The following is a 22,447-nucleotide window of genomic DNA, read 5'->3' as shown; positions in this document are numbered from 1 at the left end:
AGCGTTTTTTATGCCAATAATTTTAGCAATAAATGCAGGAAGCTCTTCATTAAAGTTCCAAGTTTTTGAAATGTTAGACGAACAGGTAATTGCTAAAGGACTAATAGAAAGAATTGGTCTAGGAAATCCTATTTTTACAATGTCGACAAATGATGAACGTATTAATATTATTGAACAGGTGGACAATCATGAACAAGCGGTAAAATTATTGATGAATATGCTGATAGAAAAGAATGTGATTCATTCGTTAAATGATATTCAAGGAATTGGGCATCGAGTAGTACATGGTGGTGAGGTTTATAGTGATTCTGTTTTAATAACTGCAGAGGTACTAGATACGCTAGAAGAATTATCGGAATTAGCACCACTTCATAATCCAGCGAATATTACTGGAATAAGAGTATTTAAAAAGGAGCTTCCAAATGTTCCAGCAGTAGCAGTTTTTGATACTGCTTTTCATCAAACGATGCCAGAAAGCTCTTATCTGTACTCAATTCCTTATGACTATTACGAAAAATACGGTATAAGAAAATATGGTTTCCACGGGACTTCACATAAGTACGTATCGCAAAGAGCTGCAGTCCTCTTAAATAGACCGTTGGAAACAACTAGATTTATATCCTGTCACCTTGGAAATGGGGCAAGTATTGCAGCTATTCAACATGGTAAATCAATCGATACATCCATGGGTTTTACGCCGCTTGCGGGTGTAACAATGGGAACAAGATCTGGTAATATTGATCCTGCTTTAATCCCTTATTTGATGGAGAAAACAGGCAAAGATGCAGAGGGTATCCTAGATATTCTTAATAAAAAATCTGGAATGCTAGGTGTTTCAGGATTCTCTAGTGATTTACGAGATATTGTTGGAGAAGCTTCTAAAGGAAATGATCGTGCGCAGCTGGCACTTGACGTTTTTGCCGATCGAATTCATAAATACATGGGATCCTATGCTGCACGTATGAATGGCGTAGATGCCATTATTTTTACAGCTGGTATCGGAGAGAATAGTGAAGTAATAAGGGAAAAAGTATTAAAGGGACTCCAGTTTATGGGTGTTTATATGGATCCAGATTTAAATAAAATAAACGGGAAAGAAACTTTCATCAATTATCCACACTCTCCCGTGAAAGTAATTGTAATTCCAACAAATGAAGAAATTATGATAGCTAGAGATACGGTGAGGATTGCAAAGCTGTAAGAGGTATCAGGTGACATAAAGAAGTTCTATGGACCACTGGCTAAACGAAAACTATTGAGAATAATATGCAATTCTTGTTCCCATTAGATGTAAAAAAAAAATATGTAAAATGTACTATTAAGTAGGACGTAGAGAATACTCTATGTCCTTTTTTGTTAATAAGAAAGGCAGGAGATATGGAAGATTTTATAGAATACCAGAAGAGAGGATGGGAGTAGAAGAAGTATAACACCCACACCCACACCCTACAGATACTTAAATAGCATTAAGTATGCTCTATTTGGTAATGGAAATCTTTATCTTTTCAAATATCAAAAAGAATAATATTACTTAAATAGATTAACAAAAGGAGGGAACAACTTAAACTTTCTGTCGTTCCACTTGAAAAGGAAGAACTGAGATTTTTGAATTTTTATAGGGGGGATAAAATGCGACCATTTGTCATTTCGATAGCTGCCGTGTCTGGTGGTGGGAAAACAACTATAGTAAGACAGCTAAGCGAAAAATTACATAATTCTAAATCACTCTTCTTTGATAACTATGATTTTGAAGGGCCGGACGACATTATAAATTGGGTAGATAGCGGTGCTATTTATGACGATTGGAATTTATCTCCTCTCTTAAAGGACTTAGAAATACTACTTTCAGAACAACTGAACTTTATAATATTAGATTATCCATTTGCATATAAGCATTCCATGATACGTGGATTCATAGATTTTACTGTATTTATTGATACCCCTTTAGATGTTGCTCTTGCGCGTAGGTTAACTCGCGATTTTCAAAATGATACCAATCGAATTATTTTGCAGGATCTGGATAACTATGTTTCGCGTGGAAGAAGGGGCTATCTTGAGATGTTAAAGACGATTAAACCCGATTCTGACATAAGTGTAGATGGGACTTTGCCAGTTTTGGAGATTGTGAATATTATATGTGATAGGATTAAAAGATGTAAGTAAGAGAAGAGTATATCAATAGGTGTAGGTAATCATAATAACACTTGAATAGAATATGAGAAGCTAGGCAATTCTATCTTAAACAAAAAAATGGTTAGTTGTGAAAAGTTTCACGACCAACCATTTTTATTGTTTTATATACTACGCTTCTAGTGGTTCATCAGTACGAACTACTAGTACATCGCAAGTAGCAGAACGTACGATATATTCGGATACGCTACCAATTAAAAATCTTTCCATTGCATTTAGACCAGTTGCACCACAGATAATTAAATCTGCTTCTACTTTTTTAGCAATATCCTTAGAGATCATTGTTTTTGGCGAGCCGTAATCAACTACGACATTCACATTTTGTACTCCAGCGGCAAGCGCTTCTTTTTTATATCCACCTAGTAAATCCTCTGCAAACGTTTGAGCTCTTTCAGCGATAGAACGGTCATAAGCCTCAATCGCTGCAAATGAACGAGTATCAATAATATTGATAAGATTTAATGTTGCATTGTTACGTGCAGCAATAGAAACAGATTTTTTAAATGCATATTCTGCTTCTTTGGATCCATCGACAGCAACTAAAATTTGATTATATTTTAATGTCATTTTAAAAACCTCCTTGTTGGTTATATATATATTATTCGAGATTGTTAGACATATTCCTCCTTATTATTCATTTTTATTAAGTCGTATTTGTGAATACTTGTAACAGAAAATTAAATTGTTGCGGTATTTTAAATATATAAATGATAGAATGGATTTGTATGAAATGATGCAAGAAAATAATGTGTCATTTTCACAACAACATGGTTTACATAGGAGGATGCGAAATATGCGTATTGGGATTCCAAAGGAAACAAAAAACAATGAAAATCGCGTTGCAATGACACCGGCTGGTGTAGTAAGTTTAACGCATTTTAAACATGAAGTTTTTATTGAAACTGGTGCTGGTCTTGGGTCAAGCTTTACCGATGAAGACTATATAGCTGCAGGAGCAAAAATTGTATCAACGGCTAAAGAAGCATGGAATCAAGAAATGGTTATGAAAGTAAAAGAACCTACTCGTGCTGAATTTGACTTAATACGTGAAGAGTCGATTCTTTTCACATATTTACATTTAGCACCTGAAGCAGATTTAACAAAAGTATTATTAGACAAAAAAGTTACTGCAATTGCATATGAAACAGTTCAACTTCCTAATAATACATTACCTTTATTGTCTCCGATGAGTGAGGTTGCAGGTCGTATGGCAACCCAAATTGGCGCACAGTATCTAGAGCAAATTAACGGAGGAAAAGGGATATTACTTGGAGGAGTTCCTGGAGTCCCACGTGCAAAAGTAGCAATAATAGGGGGAGGAATCGCTGGTGCAAATGCCGCTCGCGTTGCAATTGGAATGGGAGCACAGGTTACCATCATCGATCTAAACCCGGATCGTCTTCGCCAATTAGAGGATATCTTTGGATCAACCATTCAAACATTAATTTCTAGCCCGTATAATATTGCAGAAGCAGTTAAAGAAGCGGATTTAGTTATTGGTTGTGTATTAATACCTGGTGCAAAAGCTCCGAAACTGGTAACGGAAGAAATGATTAAAACGATGTCTCCAGGTTCTGTTGTTATTGATATTGCAATCGACCAAGGTGGGATCTTTGAAACTTCTGATCGCATTACAACACATGATAACCCAACATATGAAAAGCATGGTGTTGTACATTACGCTGTTGCTAATATGCCAGGTGCAGTACCAAGAACTTCTACTATGGCGCTTATAAATGCGACAATACCGTATGCTTTACAAATTGCCAATAAAGGCTATAAACAAGCTTGTTTAGATAACCTTTCTTTACAAAAAGGGCTTAATACATTAGATGGTCATGTTACTTTTAAAGCAGTTGCAGAGGCGCAAGGCCTACCATATGTAGACGTAGCAACACTTTTAAACTAATATTTTAAAATTAGTCACTCAAGGCAATAATGCTTTGAGTGATTTCTAGTTAATGAGGTGATCTTTTATGGTGTATATGTACATAGGAATAGCAGGTGCTTTAGGCGCAATTACAAGGTATTTGGTTAATATTTTTATGGTATATGACTCAGGATTTCCATTCTCTACTTTACTAGTTAACCTGATTGGATGTTATGCATTGGCATATATAACGTCCAGAGCATTACCGATTTCTAGTAAACTAAAGGTTGCTATTGGGACAGGTTTCCTTGGATCTTTTACTACCTTTTCTACATTTAGTGTGGAAACGATAACGATGATAGAGGATGGACAAGTTTATCTAGCAGTACTTTATATAATACTTAGTATTCTAGGTGGAATTTTAATGAGTAATTTTGGTTGGAAAAACGAGGTGAGTAAATGAGTTTCATCTTAGTGGGTATTGCAGGATTTATAGGAGCAAATATTCGATTTATCATTTCTGAAAAGCTGAATAAAAACACAAGTGGTGCTTTTCCATTTGGAACCCTTTCAGTTAATCTTGTTGGCGGTCTTTTACTTGGTTTATTGGTAGGTGCACAAGCAGGAGAAATTTATCTGCTACTAATTGGTATAGGATTACTAGGCTCCCTGACCACTTTCTCTACATTAAATAAAGAACTATATTCCTTGCAAAAGCATCCTAAATTATGGCTGATATATTTCCTTTCTACTTATACGGGAGGATTTGCTGTTGCCTATGTTGGATACTTGGTATTCTAGAGTTAGAAACAATTTTGAAAAAGGCATCTTGAGTGCGTATTATTTGATTTAAGTGAGAAGGAGCTAAGAAATTTTGAAAGACTATCAAAAACCTAATAAAACGAATTGGGATGCTGGCCACAGATTATGGCCACTACCTAACTTGCCATGGGTAATGAAGCAAACGTGGAATGATTTACTTTTTGCTCATTTTCCGGTTAAATATGAAGTTTTACGTAAACTAGTACCTGAAGTACTACCTTTAGATACATATGATGGTAAGTGTTGGGTTGGAGTAGTACCATTTCATATGACTGATATTCGATTGCGTGGTTTACCTCCTGTACCAGGAACTGATAAATTTCCCGAGCTGAATGTTCGGACATACGTAATTATTGATGGAAAACCAGGAGTATACTTTTTTAGTCTAGATGCAACGAATCTTCTTGCTGTAAAAGTTGCTAGAACGTTCTATCACTTACCATATGTGCATGCACATATAAAAGTACAAAAGCATGCAGATCTGATTAAATATGAGAGTAAAAGAGTGAAGGGGGATGCACGGTTCGTAGCAGATTATCGTCCAGTTTCAAAGCCTTATTTTGCGGAGAAAGGCTCTTTTGAAGAGTGGTTAGTGGAACGTTATTGTCTGTATACTTTAAATTCAAAAGGTGTTCCATTACGATGTGATATATTACATCATCCTTGGCTGTTACAACAGGCAGAATCCGAAATAAAAGAAAACACAATGCTTAGTAGTCAAGGAATTGTGGTAGAGAATGACAGTGCAATTTTTCATTATTCCAAAATAATCGAGGTAAGAATGTGGCCGCTTGTAAAAGCGTTTGAAGACTAAAAACACCCCGAAAGTTAGATTAATAACTCTAACATTTGGGGTGCAGTTCCAGACCATCCACAGTGCTTTATAAAATCTATTATAAAACTTGTAATTCTTTTGGGAACTTCGTTAACACTTCTACACCATTATCTGTCACCACTACATCATCCTCAATACGAACGCCTGTAATTTCAGGGTGATAGATACCTGGTTCAATTGTAAATACCATTCCTGTTTCAAGTTTCATATCGTTAACACCAGTAATTGATGGGAATTCGTGAACTGATATTCCTAGTCCATGGCCTAAACGATGTGTAAAATAATCTCCGTAACCAGCGGCTGTAATAATATCTCTTGCAATTTTATCAAGAGCCATAGCAGTAATACCTGGTTTCACTGCTTCAACTGCTGCTTCTTCAGCTTTACGAACAGTTTCATAAATTTCACGTTTGTCTGGAGAAGGTTCTCCGAATGCAACTGTACGAGTGATGTCTGAGCAATAGCCGTTATAAACTACCCCTAAGTCGAATAGGACGAAGTCTCCTTTTTGAATTTTACGATCTCCAGGAGTTCCGTGAGGAGAAGCAGTTTTAGGTCCGCTAAGTACCATTGTGTCAAATGACATCTGTGCAGCTCCTTTTTCTTTTACAGCCAGTTCAATAGCATTTAAAATCTCAAGCTCCGTTTTACCTTCTGCAATTTCCTTGCAACCTACTTCAATTGCATAGTCTGCAAGCTCAGCTGCCTTGCGCATATTCACTAGTTCTGCTTCCGATTTAATAACACGAAGGTCATTGATTTTTTCATCGATTCTAGATACTTGAAGGTCAGTTATTCTTTCATCGAGAGCTTCTAATCTTTCCACCGTCATATGTGATTTCTCAACGGCAAGGCTTTGGATATTACCAGCTGTACTTTGGATTTTTTGTGCGAGGATGTCCCATGCATTATCGGTATCCTCATGTCCGATTATTTCTCCATCCCATCCTGCTGCTTTAGCATCTGGAATTTCCATTTTAGGACAAATTATAAATGGTGCTGAGTCTTTGAAAATTGCTACACCTAGCAGACGCTCATGTGGATTACTTCTGAATCCAGTAAAGTAAAAAACGTTATCTGGAGTTGTGATAAATGCAGCATCAATTTGATGTTCTTGTAGATATGATTGTATTTTTTCTGTTTGTTTCATAAGGGCACCTCTTTTTAAATTTAATACTTTAAGCATACCAGAATAGAGGATTTCTGACATCTACGTTGAATGAATTATAATAAGTAATACTTTTAAAATAACTTTCAAAAAGGAGAGAATACATCATGCAAATCAGCTATCACGGTCATTCAGTTGTGAAAATACAAACAAACGCGCACACGATCTTAATTGATCCTTTTATTACAGGAAATGGACAAACTGATTTAGTTGCATCCGAAGAAAAAGTAGATATTATTTTATTGACGCATGGTCATAATGATCACTTAGGGGATACAGTAGACCTTGCAAAAAGAAATAGCGCCACGGTGATCGCAACTTTCGAACTTGCCAATTATATCGAATCATTTGGCATTAATGTGCATGCAATGGGTATAGGGGGAGCGTATGATTTTGAGTTTGGAAGAGTGAAGTTCACACAAGCATTCCATAGCAATTCCTATACAACAGAGAGTGGAGAAATTATTTGCGGTGGAATGCCAGCGGGAGTACTGCTAACATTACAAGACAAAACAATCTATCACGCGGGGGATACAGCCTTATTTGGAGATATGAAACTAATAGGGGACCGAAATGATATTGATGTTGCATTTCTCCCAATCGGAGATAATTTCACAATGGGACCGGAGGATGCAGCTTATGCTGTACAGCTATTAAAACCGCAAATTGTAGTGCCTGTACATTACAATACATTTCCTCCGATAAAACAGGATCCTCAAATATTTAAGAATCTTGTTGACACTGCAGAAGTTCAAGTGTTGAAAGCCGGAGACTCTGTTCAGTGGAATCGTGACTAGGAAATGATGCTTATGTGGTACAATAAACGTATAATAATCGTTTGGATGTGACTACATGACAACAAAACATGAACAGATTTTAGCTTACATTGAAAAACTTCCAGTTGGCGATAAAATATCTGTTAGACAAATTGCCAAGGATTTGACTGTCAGTGAGGGGACAGCCTATCGTGCGATTAAAGAAGCAGAAACAAGAAGATTAGTTAGTACAATTGAACGGGTAGGAACTATTCGGATCGAGTTAAAGAAAAAAGAGCATTTCGAGCGTTTAACCTATGCAGAAGTAGTAAATATAGTGGATGGACAAGTTTTAGGTGGTAAAACTGGATTGCATAAAACTTTAAATAAATTTGTAATTGGTGCAATGCAACTAGAAGACATGATGCGATATGTAGAACCGAGCAATCTTTTAATAGCAGGAAATCGATTGAAAGTTCATGAAACTGCTTTACAAGCCGGTGCAGCAGTATTAGTTACTGGGGGGTTTGATGTTACAGAGAGTACAAAAAGGCTAGCGGATGAACTAGAACTTCCTGTTATATCCACTAGTTATGATACATTCACTGTAGCAACGATGATTAATCGTGCGATTGACGACCAACTCATAAAAAAAGATGTATTGTTAATCGAAGATATTTATGTTCCGCTCCAAGAGACGTCGTATCTGTATGCTACAGATCAGGTCAAACAGTATCGTGTACTAAATGACATTACGACGCATGGTGTTTTCCCAGTAGTAGATGCATCGAAGAAATTAGTAGGAATTATAACTGCAAGAGATGTTATCGGCAAATCCAACAATGAACCGATTGAAAAAGTTATGACGAAAAATCCTATTTCTGTCACGATGAAAACAAGTGTATCTTCTGCTAGTCATCGAATGATTTGGGAAGGTGTAGACCTGTTGCCAGTGGTTCGGGATACGAATTATTTAGAGGGTGTCATTAGTAGACAGGATGTATTAAAAGCTTTGCAAGCAGCTGCTAGACAACCTCAAAACGGTGAAACGATTGATGATATTGTAAAGCAGCAAATAAAAATCATTTCAACTGAAGACTATATTTTTGAATTTGTAGTTACACCACAAATGACAGATCATTATGGCGCTATGTCCAACGGAGCTTTTACGATATTAGTTACGGAAACAGGGGCACAAACCTTGAAAATTCGAAAGCGTGGAGAAAGTGTAGTAGAGAATATGACCATTTACTATACGAAACCGATTCAGCTAGAAAGTATTCTACGCATTCAAGCTAGAGTACTAGAACTGAGCAGAAAAGTAGCTAAGATGGATATTGAAATCTTTAATGACAAACTTTTAGTTGGAAAAGCTATGGTAACGTATCAGCTATTGGAGAGATAAAAATAGCGGAGGATTGCCGAACTTGCTCGGAAAGCGTCCGACTATTTCTGCATCGCTACGCTAGCTTCGAAACATGAAAGTACGATGCAACGGAATTTCACAGTGTTATTTATGTAATCTAAAGAAAAAAATGATGCAGCTAGTTTAGCTGCATCATTGATTTATAGATAATTCTTCTTCTACAAATTGACCGTAATGCTTGGCTACTTTTACATTGTGATACGTAAAATAACCTCCCAATAAGATAAACAGACCTGCAACAACATACGTTATAAAAGATTGATAAATGATTAAAAAGTTTATACCGAAAAATAACAAAAAAGAACCAAGACATACAGATGCTTTTGCACCGAACCATTTTTTGCGAATTGGTAATGGTGTGCGGAATTGTTTCGTTTTAAAATAAAAATACCAAACAAATGTAATCACTATTGCAGCTACTAATATAATATTAATCATAATGAACCTCCAGTAAAAAGTTAACCTTCTATCTATTGTAAAGGGAAATTTTAAAAAATGCGAATAGTAAAACCAGACAAGTGAGGTAATTCCAGATGAAAAGACAAATCATAGACACAATCGAAAAGTATGACAAGATTATTTTGCATCGCCACGTTAGACCTGATCCAGATGCATATGGTTCGCAAATAGGGCTAAAAGAGCTCATTGTACTAAATTACCCATCAAAAAAAGTTTTAGCTACTGGGACTCATGATGATACATTAAATTTCCTTGCACATCCAGATAAGGTTTCCGATGAAGACTTTAAAGATGCTTTAATCATTGTTACAGATACAGCTAATACGGAAAGAATTGATGATGAACGTTATAAGTTAGGAAGTTTCCTTGTAAAAATAGATCATCATCCAAATGATGATGCATACGGCGATTTACTATGGGTAAATACAGAAGCAAGTTCGGTAAGTGAAATGATCTGTGAACTATTCGAAGAAGCAAAAAAATATAAACAATGGAAAATGGATGCATCCATCGCTCGGTTATTATTTGCAGGAATTGTAGGAGATACCGGTAGATTTATGTTCCAAAGTACAACTAAGCAGACAATGGATTTTGCAGGTGAGTTGCTTACATATGGTTTTGATAGTACAACTTTGTTTAATGGAATGTATGAAGTCGAACGAAATCTTCTTCAACTAAAAGGGTATATATATGCAAACTTTGAAATGGATGAAACTGGTATAGGGCATGTTAAACTAACGAAAGAAATTCTCCAAGAATATCAAGTTGATCAATCAGAAGCTTCTCTGCTAGTAAGTGCCTTAGCTGATGTAAAAGGTATGAAGTGTTGGGTGTTTTTTATAGAAGATTCCTCAGAAATTCGAGTCCGTCTACGTTCCAAAGGTCCAGTTATCAATGGAATAGCTAAAAAATATGGTGGTGGGGGACATCCACTTGCTTCGGGAGCTGCTGTAAAGTCATGGGAAGAAGCCGCTTTGGTGATAAAAGATTTAAAAATGCTGTAAATTGAGGTGTTTACATGAAAACAGTATATCCACAAATTGTGACATCGGCGGATATGCTGAAAAGCACAATACAATTGGAACAACTTACTCAAAAGTTAAAACAAAATAATGCACAGGCAGCTGCCATTACAAATAGTAAATTGTATGGATTACTGCCTTTTTGGCATGCATTACATGCACAACAGATTAAACCTGTACTCGGACTCACTGTCAATGTCCAACTAGAGTCAGATATTGTAGGATTAGTGCTATATGCAAAAGATCATAATGGATATGAAAATTTGTTGAAAATATCTAGTAGTATAGAAACAAGAGAAATTACAGTTCTACCTAAAAGATGGTTAGAAGCATATAACAAAGGATTGATCGCCGTATATAAAGGAGAGTCTTCCACTTCACTTATGCAGCTGACCGAATTACAAAAGATATTTGGAGAACTTAATTTCTACTTAGCAATTGAGCGACCGAATGGTGAAAAGTTAGAACATGAAGAATTAATCATCGATTTCAGTAAACAACTATCTATACCAGTTACTGTCTTCCATATGAGTCGATACATAGAAAAAGAAGATGCTTTTGCGTATGAAGTATTAAATGCGATGGATCAATCGCTAAAAATGAATGATCATGCCCGCTTAAAACCCTCTATCAACTCTCTTCACTTACTTTCTAGTGAAGAATGGGGTGAATGGTTTTCAGATGTTCCATCCTGGATAGAAAACACAGAGTTTATGCTAAATAGCTGTAACGTATCTATCGAAAAATCAGCTTCTATTATGCCAAAGTATCCATTACCAGCAGCTAAGAATTCTAGGGATTTCTTAAGAGAACTTTGTGAAGATGGATTGAGTAAACGGATAAAGGAAGTTACTCAGCCTTATATAGAGCGTCTAAATTATGAATTGTCCATTATTAGCCAAATGAACTACGAGGACTATTTTTTAATCGTTCAGGATTTTATGAAATTTGCTAAACAGCAAGATATACTAACTGGTCCGGGTCGTGGATCTTCCGCAAGTTCGCTTGTAGCATTTTCTTTGAATATCACTGACGTTGATCCTCTTCGATTTGGTTTACTATTTGAGCGATTTTTAAATCCAGAACGAATTACAATGCCGGATATTGATATCGATTTTGCTGATTCGAGAAGAATGGAAGTTATTCAATATGTCGTAGATAAGTATGGAAAAAACTATGCTTCCCAAATAATTACTTTTGGTACATTGTCCGCAAAAGCAGCAGCAAGAGAAGTTGCTAGAGTTTTTGGGTTTGAATCGACTACTTTGGAAGCTATTTCATCTTTTATACCTTCAAAGCCAGGTATTACGTTAAAAGAAGCATATTCAATGTCCGAAAAATTACGAGAGTTTATCCAAACCGAAGAAATTCGAAAAAAATGGTTTCAGGTAGCACTTGCTTTAGAGGGTTTACCTAGGAATGCTTCCACACACGCAGCAGGTGTAGTATTATCACCAGTTTCTTTAGTAGATGTTATACCTATTCAAAGTGGACATGACGATATTTATCTAACACAATGGCCGATGAAGGAAGTAGAACAAGTAGGATTACTTAAAATGGACTTTTTAGGGTTACGAAATTTGACGATTATTGAAAGAATTTTGAAGATCATTAATTATAAACAATCCAACCCATTTAAGTTAACAGAAATTCCGCTTCACGATGAACAGACCTTTCAGTTATTACAGCAAGGGGATACCACAGGGGTATTTCAGTTGGAATCGGCAGGAATGCGACAAGCTCTCAAACAAATCAATCCAACAAAATTTGAAGATGTAGTTGCAGTAAATGCCTTATTCCGCCCAGGTCCAATGGAAAGCATACCTCTTTATGCTCAGCGAAAAGCTGGCCAAGCACCGGTAACCTATGAACATCCAATACTAGAGCCAATATTGAAAGAAACATACGGTATAATTGTATACCAGGAGCAGATTATGCAAATTGCCTCAAAAATGGCAGGTTTTACATTCGGGGAAGCAGATTTGTTACGTAGAGCTGTGAGCAAAAAAAATCGCGAAGTTTTACAAAGTGAACGTGTACATTTTGTTCAAAAAGCTATTCAAAAGGGACACTCTGAACAGTCTGCTTCAGCTGTTTATGATTTAATCGTCCGATTTGCTGACTATGGTTTTCCTAAAAGCCATGCTGTAGCATATAGTGTTATTTCTTTTCAAATGGCATATTTAAAAGCGCATTTCCCAGTTGCTTTTTATAGTGCATTATTGAGCATAGCTACAGGAAACCAAGCGAAGATAAATGAGCTAATGATGGAAATGAAGCAAAAAGATATGGCGATTCTCGCTCCATCTATTTTTCGTAGTCAACGATTCTTCACAGTTGAAAACGGAAGAGTGCGATTTGGTTTACAAGCTATAAAAGGAGTCTCCCATAATTTTATACAAAAATTAATACAGAAACGTATGGAACGAGAAACCAAGTGGGAAGATGTATTTGATCTGGCATCTGATTTGTCAGCTGTTCATTTTACAAGAAAAAATGTAGAGCCATTGATAAAGGCAGGTGCTCTAGATGAATTTGGTTTCGAAAGGTCGAGTCTGTTAGCTACTCTAGATGCAGCTATTAAATATGCTGAATTAATAAGCCCTACAGAGGAATCAGACTTGTTTGGTGGAGATGCTTCTCACTTTGGGAAGTCAAAGTATATACTATCAGATCCACTTCCGATTATGGTAAAGCTTCAATTTGAAAAAGAAGTCTTGGGACAATATTTTTCAGAGCATCCTACAGTATCCAAAAAGAAAACGTTAGAGGATAAATTCATTAATATCTGGGATATTTTGCAGTCAACAAGAGATATGCCTGTGAAGATAGTAGGGCTAATACAGGATATAAAACGAATTCGTACAAAAAAAGGTGAAGCAATGGCTTTTCTAACTGTACAGGATGATACAGGTAGCTTGTCCGTAACACTTTTTCCGGAGGAATACGCAAAGTACAATTTGTTATTAAAAGAACAGGAAATGCTTGTTATTACTGGAAAGTCAGAGCGTAGAAATGGTCGCTCTCAAATCATTACAAAATATATGGAAAAATAAACTGCATATTTAAGATGCAGTTTTTTCTTTACGTTTGAACAAATCTTTTGTAGACTAATAATTATTAGTGGTCAGACCACTTTGTAATTTATGGAAGAGTGAGGCGTAATGGAGCAAACGAATAATCCTAAAAAAATGTTTCTAGAAATTGTAAAGCAGTTGAGACAAATCATTACCGATGAAAATGTTACTGTTGGTGGAAAATTGCCATCTGAAAGGGAGCTAGCAGAGCGACTTCAAGTAGGTAGATCAACTGTTAGGGAAGCACTAAGGAGTTTAGAGTTACTCGGTTTAATAGAAACACGTCGAGGAGAAGGTACTTTTCTATCGGATTATCGAAAGCATCGGCTAGTCGAGCTGCTGTCTACATTTATCCTTCAAGAGTCTAAGTCGAAGGAAGATGTACATATAACGAGAGCAGCATTGGAGAGAGATGCAATTTATACGATTTGTATGTCAAAGAGACTTTATACACTACATATTTGGGATGCATTTAAAGAAAAACTAATTGTAGAAGATATGTTACGAGAAGATATAATTCGTGAAATTATTATCATTTCCAATAATCGATTGGGTTTAAAAATATGGTTTTTGTTAAAGCAGTTTGCAGGAGAGCCTTACAAAGAAAATATGAAACTGGAAGAGAAGTCCCTTTGGATTCAGCTTCTTATTGCTATGCAAAATGGAGAAGAACAACAAGCGTTATCTCTATATAATGAATGGCTTTTGTTAATTAATAGAGGAGATGTATAAATGAGCATTCGAGATATATTTAGAAAAAATCAAAAGAAAAAATATGCTACAATACCGACGGAAAAAGCAAAAAATGATGTACCAGAAGGCATTATGATGAAATGTCCAGAGTGTAAAAAAAATGTATTTACAAAAGACTTGATGAAGAATTTTAAAGTATGTCCTACATGTGATCACCATATGAAAATGACAGCCTGGGAGCGTGTAGAAATTTTTCTAGATGAAAATACATTTGAGTCTATGGATGATCATTTAGAAACAGTAAATCCTTTGAATTTCCCAAGTTATACGGAAAAAATAAAGGCTGACGCACAAAAGACGGGGTTGAACGAAGCCGTACTTACTGGAATTGGAAAGCTGGAAGGGCAACAAGTCGTAGTAGCAATTATGGATTCACATTTTAGAATGGGGTCTATGGGTTCAGTAGTAGGCGAGAAAATTACGCGAGCTATTGAGAAAGCTACGGAACTTGGCATTCCTTTTATTATTTATACTGCAAGTGGAGGGGCAAGAATGCAAGAAGGTGTTCTTTCCTTAATGCAAATGGCTAAAACGTCTGTTGCTTTAAGAAGACATAGTGACCATGGTCTATTGTATATTTCTATTCTTACTCATCCCACGACGGGTGGAGTTTCTGCGAGCTTTGCATCCGTAGGAGATATTAATATTGCAGAGCCTAAAGCTTTAATCGGCTTTGCTGGTAGAAGAGTCATTGAACAGACTGTGCGAGAAAAACTTCCAGAAGATTTTCAAACTGCTGAGTTTCTATTGAATCATGGCCAGTTAGATGCCATTATTCATCGCAAAGAAATGCGGGAAAAAGTAGCTTCCATCGTTCATCTTCATACGACTAAGGAGGGTGCAAAATGGTAAAAGTACTACCTTTTGAAGAACCAATTGTACAATTAAAAACAAAAATAGAAGAATTAAAAGCGTATACAGAAAGTGCTGACGTAGATATGTCAGTAGAAATCGTCAATTTAGAAGCAAGACTAGAAAAATTAGAGCAAGAGATATATGAAAATATGGAACCTTGGGACCGTGTTCAGGTTGCTCGTCATCCTAGTCGTCCCACAACAAGGGATTATATAGAGTTTTTATGTACAGAATTTATTGAACTCCATGGTGATAGATTTTATGGAGACGATGCAGCAATTATAAGTGGGATAGCTTTGTTTGAAGGGAAACCAATAACAATTATTGGCCATCAAAGAGGGTTAAATACAAAAGAGAATATTAAACGTAATTTTGGTAGTCCTCATCCAGAGGGGTACCGAAAAGCATTGCGATTAATGAAACAAGCAGAAAAGTTTAATCGTCCTATTATTTGTATGATTGATACAAAAGGTGCTTATCCAGGAAAAGCTGCGGAGGAACGTGGCCAAAGTGAGGCCATTGCCAGAAACTTAGTTGAAATGGCTGGATTGAAAGTGCCAGTAATAAGTGTTGTTATTGGAGAAGGTGGAAGTGGAGGAGCATTAGCAATAGGTGTAGCTAATCATATTCATATGTTAGAAAACTCTACGTATTCGGTTATTTCACCGGAAGGAGCGGCATCTATTCTTTGGAAGGATGCATCCTTGGCAAAACAAGCTGCCGAAGCAATGAAAATTACTGCACCTGATTTAAAGAAAATGGGTATAATTGATACTGTCATCAAAGAAGTTTACGGAGGAGCTCATAAAAATATAGAGGCACAGGCTAATTATATGAGGGAGACACTCATTACTTCATTGAAAGAATTAGTGAATTTAACACCAGAAGAGCTAATTGAAAACCGATATTCAAAATTTAAAAATATAGGGGAATTCAATGAATAAAATGCGTCAATAATGGCGCATTTTTTTTTAGTTCATTTCATGATAAGCTTACATTATGAAATTCATTGTATGGAGGAGAAATAGATGAAGAGAATTGGTGTATTAACAAGTGGGGGAGATGCTCCAGGCATGAACGCAGCTATTCGTGCTGTTGTAAGAAAGGCCATTTTTGAGGGACTTGAGGTAGTTGGTATTTTCCATGGCTATCAAGGGTTAATTGATGGTAAAATGGAAGTTTTAGACTTAGGCTCTGTAGGGGACATTATTCAAAGAGGTGGAACAAAACTATTTTCTGCAAGATGCCCAGAGTTCCGAACTGAAGAAGGGCAACAAAAAGCAATAGCACAATTAAAGGCGCATGGTATTGACGGATTGGTAATTATCGGTGGGGATGGTTCTTATCGAGGTTCTATGAAACTAACTGAAAATGGTTTCCCTTGTGTAGGAATACCAGGAACAATCGATAATGATATTCCTGGTACAGATTACACACTTGGATTTGATACAGCCTTAAATACAGTTATTGAGAGTATTGATAAAATCAGAGATACTGCCACATCGCATGAACGTACTTTTATCGTAGAAGTAATGGGAAGAGATGCCGGAGACTTGGCTTTGTGGGCTGGTCTAGCAGGTGGGGCTGAAACGATCATTATTCCTGAAGTAGAGATAAATATGGACGAGATTGTCGAGCGTCTAAAAAGCGGTTCCGAACGGGGGAAAAAGCATAGTATTATTATTGTTGCTGAAGGTGTGATGAGTGGAGCAGAATTTGCTAACAAGCTAAAGGACTTAGCGGATATTGAAACAAGGGTTTCGGTACTTGGACATATTCAACGTGGAGGTTCTCCGACGGGTCGTGATCGTGTGCTAGCAAGTTTGTTTGGAGCAAAAGCTGTGGAGGTTTTGCTTACTGGAAATGGTGGACGTGCTATTGGCATCCAGAATCATCAAGTGGTAGACTATGATATGAATAAAGCATTTGAAAATCATGAAGAATTTGATATGTCTATGTATCAATTATCTAAAGAATTATCCATTTAATGAGGTAATATCTTCCCATTATAGAAAGGAATGTACTATGAGAAAAACTAAAATAGTTTGTACAATTGGACCCGCAAGTGAATCGGAAGAAATGTTAGAGAAATTAATTAATGCTGGTATGAATGTTGCCAGATTGAATTTCTCACATGGAAATCACGAAGAACATGCTGCAAGAATTCAAACAATCCGTAAAGTTTCTAAAAAAATAGGTAAAGTTGTTGGGATTTTATTGGATACAAAAGGCCCGGAAATTCGCACACATAAAATGGAAAATGGTGCTATTGAGCTTCAATCTGGTCAGACAATTGAAATTTCGATGACAGAAGTGTTAGGTACATTAGAACGCTTCTCTATTTCCTATGACAAACTAATTGAAGATGTTCACGAAGGTTCTGTTATTTTATTGGATGATGGACTAATTGAGTTAATCGTTAAAAAAATTGATAAAGAAAATGAAATTATTTCCACTTATATTCAAAATGCAGGAACGTTAAAGAACAATAAAGGTGTAAATGTACCAGGAGTATCAGTGCAATTACCTGGCATGACAGAAAAAGATGCTCAGGATATCCTTTTTGGTATTAAGCAGGACATAGATTTTGTTGCTGCATCTTTCGTTCGCCGAGCTTCAGATGTGTTAGAAATCCGTAAACTATTAGAAGAAAATAATGGTGAACATATTCAAATTATTCCTAAAATCGAAAACCAAGAAGGCGTAGATAATATTGATGAAATTATTCAAGTATCTGACGGTCTAATGGTTGCTCGGGGTGATTTAGGCGTAGAAATTCCAGCAGAAGAGGTACCTTTAGTTCAAAAGAAACTAATTACTAAATGCAACGAAGCTGGAAAACCTGTTATTACAGCTACTCAAATGCTCGATTCTATGCAACGTAATCCTAGACCTACTCGCGCAGAAGCAAGTGACGTCGCAAATGCTATATTTGATGGTACAGATGCCATTATGCTTTCTGGAGAAACAGCTGCAGGACTTTATCCGTTAGAGGCTGTTCAAACGATGGATAAAATTGCTCGTCGTACAGAAAATGCAGTCGATTATCGTGAAAATGTAACGAAGATTAGTAAAGCACGTGATGTGAACTTAACTGATGCTATTGGTCAAGCTGTTGCTCATACAGCGATTAACTTAAAGGTAAAAGCAGTTATTGCACCTACTGAAAGTGGATATACTGCAAAAATGATTGCTAAATTTAGACCTGGTGTTCCGATTATTGCTGTGACTTCATCTGCTACCCCATCTAGAAAACTAACATTAGTTTGGGGAGTATATCCAATTGTTGGCAAAAAAGCTCACTCAACAGATGAAATTTTGGAAGTAGCTGTGGAGGAAAGTATTCTTCACCACTACGTAACTCATGGTGATTTAGTTGTGATTACAGCTGGTGTACCTGTTGGAGAAGCGGGCACAACAAACTTGATGAAGGTTCATATTATTGGAGACTTAGTTGCAAGAGGACAAGGTATTGGTAAGAATACTGCATTCGGAAAAGCAATAGTTGTAAATAATGCGGAAGAATTAGCCGGACAAGATACAACGGATAGCATTATTGTAACTTTAGGGTCTGACCGAGATATGGTCCCGAGTATTGAAAAATGCAGAGGTTTAATCACCGAAGAGGGTGGTTTAACTAGCCATGCTGCAGTAGTTGGACTTAGCTTAGGAGTGCCGGTTATTGTAGGTGTTAAAGATGCAACAACACTTATAAAAAATGGTCAAGAACTAACGATAGATGCCGAAAGTGGTTTTATCTATCATGGACACGCTAGTATTATTTAATAGAATGCCTCACCTTAAAAGGTGGGGCTTTTATTGAATGAAAATCAGGTATAAGTGTATTAAGATCTATCCAAAAATACTACTGATTTCCGTTTCAGGCGGACGCTTTCCGCTGGCGAGGCCGAGCCTCCTCGTTCGCTACGCTACCTGCGGGGTCTCGACTTTCTCGCTTATCCCGCTGGAGTCGCCGCCTTTCACTACAATCAATTAAGAGAGTAGTATCTAACAATAAGATTTTGCATAGCCTATCGCATGGATGATAATAATAGTCAAAGTTAATATAGTGATAAAACTGTATGTTAACTAAGTGATACTATTCCGTAATGAAGGATGAAGAAAATAGATTTTTTTTTATACTAGTGGAAAAAAAGAAAAATAGTAAGTGTTTCTCCAATAAGAAGCGAAATAGCGAACGAAATTGTATCTTCGTGCGCTTCCTCTATGAATCGGAAAGCATCTTTTCTCTAGTTATCCAAAAACGCACTTACCTGTTTCTAAGAGTTGTAGGAGGGTGATGGACAGACAGAAGAAATAAGATTACCGAAAAAAGTGATGCTGGTTGTGACGGACGTCACAACCAGCATCACTAAAAATTCGCTCGGTAATAATATAGCAACACGTCTGTCCAATGCGCTTCGAAAACGATAGAAACAGGTTTTGAACTTAAAAGATGCCCTGCGCATTTATTATAGGAAGGTGAAATGATGAAATGGATTATTGGTTTGTTTATTTTAATCCCAGCGGTTGAATTATATATTCTTATGCTATCGGGTAAAACTATTGGAGTAGGAAATACATTTTTATTGATCATCGCAAGTGGTATAATTGGTGGCTATTTGGCAAAAAGACAGGGCCTTAAAGCGTTTAGAGAAGTATCAGAGAGCGTCAAAAACTATCAAGCGCCAGGCGAAGCTGCGATTAATGGTATTAGTATATTTATGGGAGCTATCCTAGTAGTTCTCCCAGGATTTATCTCAGATATTTTTGGCTTCATGCTTTTATTTGCCCCAACTAGAAACTTATTTAAACCACTTGTTTATAGATGGATACGCAAAAAAATGAAAAACGGCCAAGTTATTGTGATGAAGTCTTCGTGAAACTTTCCCATTTATGGGCAAATAGATAAATAAATGGACTAAACAAAATTCCTATAAATCCAAAGATTAAAATGGCTGCCGCGCTCAAATAAAAGACGTGGACAGCCTTTATTTGTGTCGTAGAAGACCAGAGTACAGATTCGACGATATGTCTTGTCAATTGAACGAAAAGGTATAAAAGTAAGACAATTGTACCTACCATCTGCATTTCCATTAAAAAAAAGTAAATGCACAAAGGTATCAATATTAAGCCAGTACCTAAAAAAGGAACACTATCGACTAAAGAAATTAGAAACGCATATTTAATAGGATTATGTAAACCTAATATTGAGAAACCAATAGAAATTAATATAAACGTTAAAATAAATAACTTAAATTCTACATGAATAAACTGATTTATAATTGTTGAGGATTTAAGTAATGCTCTATGGCAAAGGTTTCGCATTTTTTTCGGGAAATAAACTAGAAACCATTCCCGATCCTTTATAGATTCGATTAATGAAAAAAATAATCCAATACTAAATAAGAATATCTCAAAAAAGTAAGAGGGTAAATGAGTTACATTTAGTAATAAATCATTCAATAGCTTATTTAGTAATGTTTGAAATTTACCTTCAAACATCGTAAAAATGGGGTGATTTTGTATTTCCATTACAGGTAGTAAAACGACATGTTCATGGATGAAAGGAATTAAATCAATTAATGTTTGAATAAGAAAAAATAATATCATTAAAAAACTCGATAAAATTAAAATTACAGTTAGTAAGACACTTATAAATACTGGAATTTTAAATTTTTTATGTAAAAAATTAGTGACAGGAAATAGAAAATAACCTCCAATTATTGCTAAAGTAAGGGGGTAAGCAACAAATGATATTAGTATAATTATTCCAAATGGTACCCATTGTGATAAAAAATCTTTTTTATTTAATTGTAGAGTAATCAAATTCATCCAATCTTTTCAATTAATTAGGAGATTTAAAGATATTTTTCAATAAACTTAAGCGTTTTCATTCACAAAAACGCCAAAATTGATTATACTGTATAAGTAAGCAATGCTAAAAACATTAATATATACATATAATTCTTCTGATTTAGTGTAGATTTAGTCAGAAGTCTTATGTTGTGAAGGGGAGACTTTGATATGACAACAACTAAAGGTTTAGAAGGAATTGTAGCGGCAGAAACGTCCATCAGTTCAATCATCGATGATACACTTACATACGTTGGATATGATATTGATGATTTAGCTAACAATGCGAGCTTTGAAGAAGTAGTTTACTTGCTTTGGCATAAACGTCTTCCAAACGCAGCTGAGCTAGCTGAATTGAAACAACAATTAGCTGACAACATGGCTGTACCACAAGAAGTTTTGAATCATTTCAAAACATTCCCAATCAATGATGTACATCCAATGACTGCCCTTAGAACAACAGTTTCTATGCTTGCATTATATGATGATGCTGCAGAAGATATGTCCGATGAGGCAAATTACTTAAAAGCAATTAAATTACAAGCAAAAATCCCGACATTAGTAACAGCTTTCTCACGTGTCCGTAAAGGACTAGAGCCTGTAGCACCTAAAACAGACCTAGGTTATGCTGCTAACTTCTTGTACATGCTACATGGAAAATTACCACAAGACATAGAAATAGAAGCGTTTGACAAAGCACTTGTTTTACACGCAGATCATGAATTGAATGCTTCGACATTCACTGCTCGCGTATGTGTAGCAACTCTTTCAGACATCTATTCTGGTGTGGTCGCAGCTATTGGAGCTTTAAAAGGACCTCTTCATGGTGGAGCAAACGAGCAAGTTATGAAAATGTTAACAGAAATTGATACACTTGATAATGTTGACGCTTATATTAACGAAAAATTAGAAAACAAAGTAAAAATTATGGGATTTGGTCACCGTGTCTATAGAAAAGGAGACCCGCGTGCAAAGCATTTACGTGAAATGTCTAAAAAATTGACTACACTTAATGGTGAATCCAAATTATATGATATGTCTATTCGTATCGATGAAATAGTTACGGGACAAAAGAATCTACCTCCAAATGTAGATTTCTATTCTGCGTCTGTATACCATTCTTTAAAAATCGATCATGATTTATTTACACCAATCTTTGCAGTATCACGTGTATCTGGTTGGAGCGCACATATTCTTGAGCAATATGCAAATAATCGTTTAATCCGTCCACGTGCAGAATATGTAGGACCTGGAATGCAAAAATATATTCCAATTGAAGAAAGATAGTATTAGTATTATCTTATAAGATAGGGCTTAAACACATTTGTGTTTACTGCCCTATGATTATGATAGTAGGAG

At 36.1% G+C, this 22,447-nt stretch carries 21 protein-coding genes; 17 read left to right on the top strand and 4 right to left on the bottom strand.

The window, feature by feature from the left end:
- Positions 1-10 precede the first annotated feature (10 nt).
- Both MKY29_RS14105 and MKY29_RS14100 read left to right on the top strand, forming a co-directional pair.
- Positions 11-1,201: an acetate kinase gene (locus MKY29_RS14105; RefSeq protein WP_241596905.1), complete on the top strand. Its 1,191-nt coding sequence runs from the start codon at positions 11-13 to the stop codon at positions 1,199-1,201.
- Between the two features lie 428 nt (positions 1,202-1,629).
- Positions 1,630-2,163 (top strand): AAA family ATPase, encoded by a 534-nt coding sequence (locus MKY29_RS14100; RefSeq protein WP_093496074.1) that lies wholly within the window; start codon positions 1,630-1,632, stop codon positions 2,161-2,163.
- Between the two features lie 138 nt (positions 2,164-2,301).
- On the opposite strand, the gene MKY29_RS14095 is transcribed toward MKY29_RS14100, so the two are convergent.
- Positions 2,302-2,757 (bottom strand): universal stress protein, encoded by a 456-nt coding sequence (locus MKY29_RS14095; protein ID WP_090564266.1) that lies wholly within the window; start codon positions 2,755-2,757, stop codon positions 2,302-2,304.
- 226 nt (positions 2,758-2,983) lie between these two features.
- Between MKY29_RS14095 and ald the strand changes: the two genes are divergently transcribed.
- The 4 genes from ald to MKY29_RS14075 all read left to right on the top strand — a co-directional run bounded on the left by ald (position 2,984) and on the right by MKY29_RS14075 (position 5,696).
- Complete coding sequence (gene ald, locus MKY29_RS14090) at positions 2,984-4,099, top strand: alanine dehydrogenase (protein ID WP_093496073.1); 1,116 nt, start codon at positions 2,984-2,986, stop codon at positions 4,097-4,099.
- Positions 4,100-4,166: 67 nt separating this feature from the next.
- Entirely contained in the window at positions 4,167-4,523 is a 357-nt protein-coding gene (gene crcB / locus MKY29_RS14085) for a fluoride efflux transporter CrcB (RefSeq protein ID WP_093496072.1), read from the top strand.
- A complete protein-coding gene (locus MKY29_RS14080) occupies positions 4,520-4,861 on the top strand; it encodes a fluoride efflux transporter FluC (RefSeq protein ID WP_093496071.1) in 342 nt (113 codons plus the stop codon). Before crcB ends, MKY29_RS14080 begins: the two co-directional genes overlap by 4 nt.
- Before the next feature lie 154 nt (positions 4,862-5,015).
- The gene (locus tag MKY29_RS14075) at positions 5,016-5,696 is read left to right on the top strand and encodes a YqjF family protein (RefSeq protein WP_093496091.1); all 681 of its coding nucleotides are present in this window, start codon (positions 5,016-5,018) and stop codon (positions 5,694-5,696) included.
- 79 nt (positions 5,697-5,775) lie between these two features.
- Here the strand turns inward: MKY29_RS14075 and MKY29_RS14070 are convergent, their stop codons facing one another.
- Positions 5,776-6,867, bottom strand: a complete 1,092-nt coding sequence (locus tag MKY29_RS14070; protein ID WP_093496070.1) for a M24 family metallopeptidase — start codon at positions 6,865-6,867, stop codon at positions 5,776-5,778.
- A gap of 125 nt (positions 6,868-6,992) precedes the next feature.
- Here MKY29_RS14070 and MKY29_RS14065 point away from each other — a divergent pair, with 125 nt between their 5' ends.
- Together MKY29_RS14065 and MKY29_RS14060 are read left to right on the top strand one after the other, a co-directional pair.
- Positions 6,993-7,682 (top strand): metal-dependent hydrolase, encoded by a 690-nt coding sequence (locus tag MKY29_RS14065; protein ID WP_093496069.1) that lies wholly within the window; start codon positions 6,993-6,995, stop codon positions 7,680-7,682.
- A 55-nt stretch (positions 7,683-7,737) separates the two neighbouring features.
- The gene (locus MKY29_RS14060; RefSeq protein WP_241596902.1) at positions 7,738-9,045 is read left to right on the top strand and encodes a DRTGG domain-containing protein; all 1,308 of its coding nucleotides are present in this window, start codon (positions 7,738-7,740) and stop codon (positions 9,043-9,045) included.
- Positions 9,046-9,198: 153 nt separating this feature from the next.
- Here the strand turns inward: MKY29_RS14060 and MKY29_RS14055 are convergent, their stop codons facing one another.
- Entirely contained in the window at positions 9,199-9,504 is a 306-nt protein-coding gene (locus MKY29_RS14055; RefSeq protein ID WP_241596899.1) for a YtpI family protein, read from the bottom strand.
- 95 nt (positions 9,505-9,599) lie between these two features.
- Between MKY29_RS14055 and MKY29_RS14050 the strand changes: the two genes are divergently transcribed.
- From MKY29_RS14050 to MKY29_RS14015, 8 genes are all read left to right on the top strand, one after another.
- Complete coding sequence (locus MKY29_RS14050) at positions 9,600-10,529, top strand: DHH family phosphoesterase (RefSeq protein WP_093496067.1); 930 nt, start codon at positions 9,600-9,602, stop codon at positions 10,527-10,529.
- 14 nt (positions 10,530-10,543) lie between these two features.
- Positions 10,544-13,603, top strand: coding sequence for a DNA polymerase III subunit alpha (gene dnaE, locus MKY29_RS14045; protein WP_093496066.1), 3,060 nt, complete (start codon positions 10,544-10,546; stop codon positions 13,601-13,603).
- A gap of 108 nt (positions 13,604-13,711) precedes the next feature.
- Positions 13,712-14,356, top strand: a complete 645-nt coding sequence (locus tag MKY29_RS14040) for a FadR/GntR family transcriptional regulator (RefSeq protein WP_241596898.1) — start codon at positions 13,712-13,714, stop codon at positions 14,354-14,356.
- Positions 14,357-15,229 carry an acetyl-CoA carboxylase, carboxyltransferase subunit beta gene (gene accD / locus MKY29_RS14035; RefSeq protein WP_093496065.1) on the top strand — a complete coding sequence of 291 codons (873 nt, stop codon included), beginning with the start codon at positions 14,357-14,359 and terminating at the stop codon, positions 15,227-15,229. It begins immediately after the preceding gene.
- Positions 15,223-16,176: an acetyl-CoA carboxylase carboxyltransferase subunit alpha gene (locus MKY29_RS14030; protein WP_090564244.1), complete on the top strand. Its 954-nt coding sequence runs from the start codon at positions 15,223-15,225 to the stop codon at positions 16,174-16,176. Before accD ends, MKY29_RS14030 begins: the two co-directional genes overlap by 7 nt.
- An 84-nt stretch (positions 16,177-16,260) precedes the next feature.
- Complete coding sequence (gene pfkA, locus MKY29_RS14025; protein ID WP_090564242.1) at positions 16,261-17,220, top strand: 6-phosphofructokinase; 960 nt, start codon at positions 16,261-16,263, stop codon at positions 17,218-17,220.
- Positions 17,221-17,257: 37 nt separating this feature from the next.
- Entirely contained in the window at positions 17,258-19,018 is a 1,761-nt protein-coding gene (gene pyk, locus MKY29_RS14020) for a pyruvate kinase (RefSeq protein ID WP_093496064.1), read from the top strand.
- 704 nt (positions 19,019-19,722) lie between these two features.
- Complete coding sequence (locus tag MKY29_RS14015; RefSeq protein WP_093496063.1) at positions 19,723-20,115, top strand: FxsA family protein; 393 nt, start codon at positions 19,723-19,725, stop codon at positions 20,113-20,115.
- Here MKY29_RS14015 and MKY29_RS14010 read toward each other — a convergent pair.
- Entirely contained in the window at positions 20,093-21,067 is a 975-nt protein-coding gene (locus MKY29_RS14010) for an AI-2E family transporter (RefSeq protein WP_093496062.1), read from the bottom strand. The two genes, MKY29_RS14015 and MKY29_RS14010, sit on opposite strands and share 23 nt — an antisense overlap.
- Positions 21,068-21,259: 192 nt before the next feature.
- Here MKY29_RS14010 and citZ point away from each other — a divergent pair, with 192 nt between their 5' ends.
- Entirely contained in the window at positions 21,260-22,375 is a 1,116-nt protein-coding gene (gene citZ / locus MKY29_RS14005) for a citrate synthase (protein WP_241596875.1), read from the top strand.
- Positions 22,376-22,447: the final 72 nt, after the last annotated feature.

It is taken from the genome of Psychrobacillus sp. FSL K6-2365 (assembly GCF_038003165.1).
Classification (GTDB): domain Bacteria; phylum Bacillota; class Bacilli; order Bacillales_A; family Planococcaceae; genus Psychrobacillus; species Psychrobacillus psychrodurans.
The sequence above is the reverse complement of the archived record's forward strand: the minus strand, read 5'-3'. Positions and strand labels throughout refer to the sequence as shown.

Coding starts and splice junctions, on each gene's coding strand:
- MKY29_RS14105 (WP_241596905.1), top strand. CDS start 11: ATGCCAATAATTTTAGCAATAAATGCAGGAAGCTCTTCATTAAAGTTC.
- MKY29_RS14100 (WP_093496074.1), top strand. CDS start 1,630: ATGCGACCATTTGTCATTTCGATAGCTGCCGTGTCTGGTGGTGGGAAA.
- MKY29_RS14095 (WP_090564266.1), bottom strand. CDS start 2,757: ATGACATTAAAATATAATCAAATTTTAGTTGCTGTCGATGGATCCAAA.
- ald (WP_093496073.1), top strand. CDS start 2,984: ATGCGTATTGGGATTCCAAAGGAAACAAAAAACAATGAAAATCGCGTT.
- crcB (WP_093496072.1), top strand. CDS start 4,167: ATGGTGTATATGTACATAGGAATAGCAGGTGCTTTAGGCGCAATTACA.
- MKY29_RS14080 (WP_093496071.1), top strand. CDS start 4,520: ATGAGTTTCATCTTAGTGGGTATTGCAGGATTTATAGGAGCAAATATT.
- MKY29_RS14075 (WP_093496091.1), top strand. CDS start 5,016: ATGAAGCAAACGTGGAATGATTTACTTTTTGCTCATTTTCCGGTTAAA.
- MKY29_RS14070 (WP_093496070.1), bottom strand. CDS start 6,867: ATGAAACAAACAGAAAAAATACAATCATATCTACAAGAACATCAAATT.
- MKY29_RS14065 (WP_093496069.1), top strand. CDS start 6,993: ATGCAAATCAGCTATCACGGTCATTCAGTTGTGAAAATACAAACAAAC.
- MKY29_RS14060 (WP_241596902.1), top strand. CDS start 7,738: ATGACAACAAAACATGAACAGATTTTAGCTTACATTGAAAAACTTCCA.
- MKY29_RS14055 (WP_241596899.1), bottom strand. CDS start 9,504: ATGATTAATATTATATTAGTAGCTGCAATAGTGATTACATTTGTTTGG.
- MKY29_RS14050 (WP_093496067.1), top strand. CDS start 9,600: ATGAAAAGACAAATCATAGACACAATCGAAAAGTATGACAAGATTATT.
- dnaE (WP_093496066.1), top strand. CDS start 10,544: ATGAAAACAGTATATCCACAAATTGTGACATCGGCGGATATGCTGAAA.
- MKY29_RS14040 (WP_241596898.1), top strand. CDS start 13,712: ATGGAGCAAACGAATAATCCTAAAAAAATGTTTCTAGAAATTGTAAAG.
- accD (WP_093496065.1), top strand. CDS start 14,357: ATGAGCATTCGAGATATATTTAGAAAAAATCAAAAGAAAAAATATGCT.
- MKY29_RS14030 (WP_090564244.1), top strand. CDS start 15,223: ATGGTAAAAGTACTACCTTTTGAAGAACCAATTGTACAATTAAAAACA.
- pfkA (WP_090564242.1), top strand. CDS start 16,261: ATGAAGAGAATTGGTGTATTAACAAGTGGGGGAGATGCTCCAGGCATG.
- pyk (WP_093496064.1), top strand. CDS start 17,258: ATGAGAAAAACTAAAATAGTTTGTACAATTGGACCCGCAAGTGAATCG.
- MKY29_RS14015 (WP_093496063.1), top strand. CDS start 19,723: ATGAAATGGATTATTGGTTTGTTTATTTTAATCCCAGCGGTTGAATTA.
- MKY29_RS14010 (WP_093496062.1), bottom strand. CDS start 21,067: ATGAATTTGATTACTCTACAATTAAATAAAAAAGATTTTTTATCACAA.
- citZ (WP_241596875.1), top strand. CDS start 21,260: ATGACAACAACTAAAGGTTTAGAAGGAATTGTAGCGGCAGAAACGTCC.